Origin of the sequence: Rhizobium phaseoli (assembly GCF_010668805.1) — a bacterium.
GTDB lineage: Bacteria > Pseudomonadota > Alphaproteobacteria > Rhizobiales > Rhizobiaceae > Rhizobium > Rhizobium phaseoli_A.
In genome coordinates this window covers 1-398 of the sequence record NZ_WUFT01000129.1, presented here as the reverse complement: position 1 = coordinate 398, position 398 = coordinate 1, and the positions used below count along the sequence as shown (strand labels likewise).

General features: G+C 61.1%; 1 protein-coding gene. It reads right to left on the bottom strand.

Translation table 11 applies throughout. The features are described 5' to 3' along the window. Positions 1-398: CoA transferase subunit A (locus GR197_RS31705; protein ID WP_164016650.1), on the bottom strand; the 398-nt coding region annotated here is incomplete at both ends.

Sequence of the window (398 nt, the reverse complement as noted above, 5' to 3'; positions counted from 1 at the left end):
GGGTTGAAGTTGCGCGCGGTGCGGCGATAGATCAGGTTGCCCGACTTGTCGGCCTTCCATGCCTTGACGAGCGCGACGTCGGCCGTCAGCGAATGTTCGAGCACGTAGTGGTTTTCGCCGAACTGGCGCGTTTCCTTGCCGTCCGCGATGATCGTGCCGTAGCCCGTGTTCGTGAAGAACGCCGGAATGCCCGAGCCGCCTGCGCGCAGCTTCTCGGCGAGCGTGCCTTGCGGTGTGAATTCCAGCTCGAGTTCGCCCGCCAGATACTGGCGCTCGAATTCCTTGTTCTCGCCCACATACGACGAAATCATTTTCTTGATCTGGCTCGTTTCCAGCAGCAGACCGAGGCCGAAGCCGTCCACACCCGCGTTGTTGCTGATGCAGGTGATGCCCTTGAC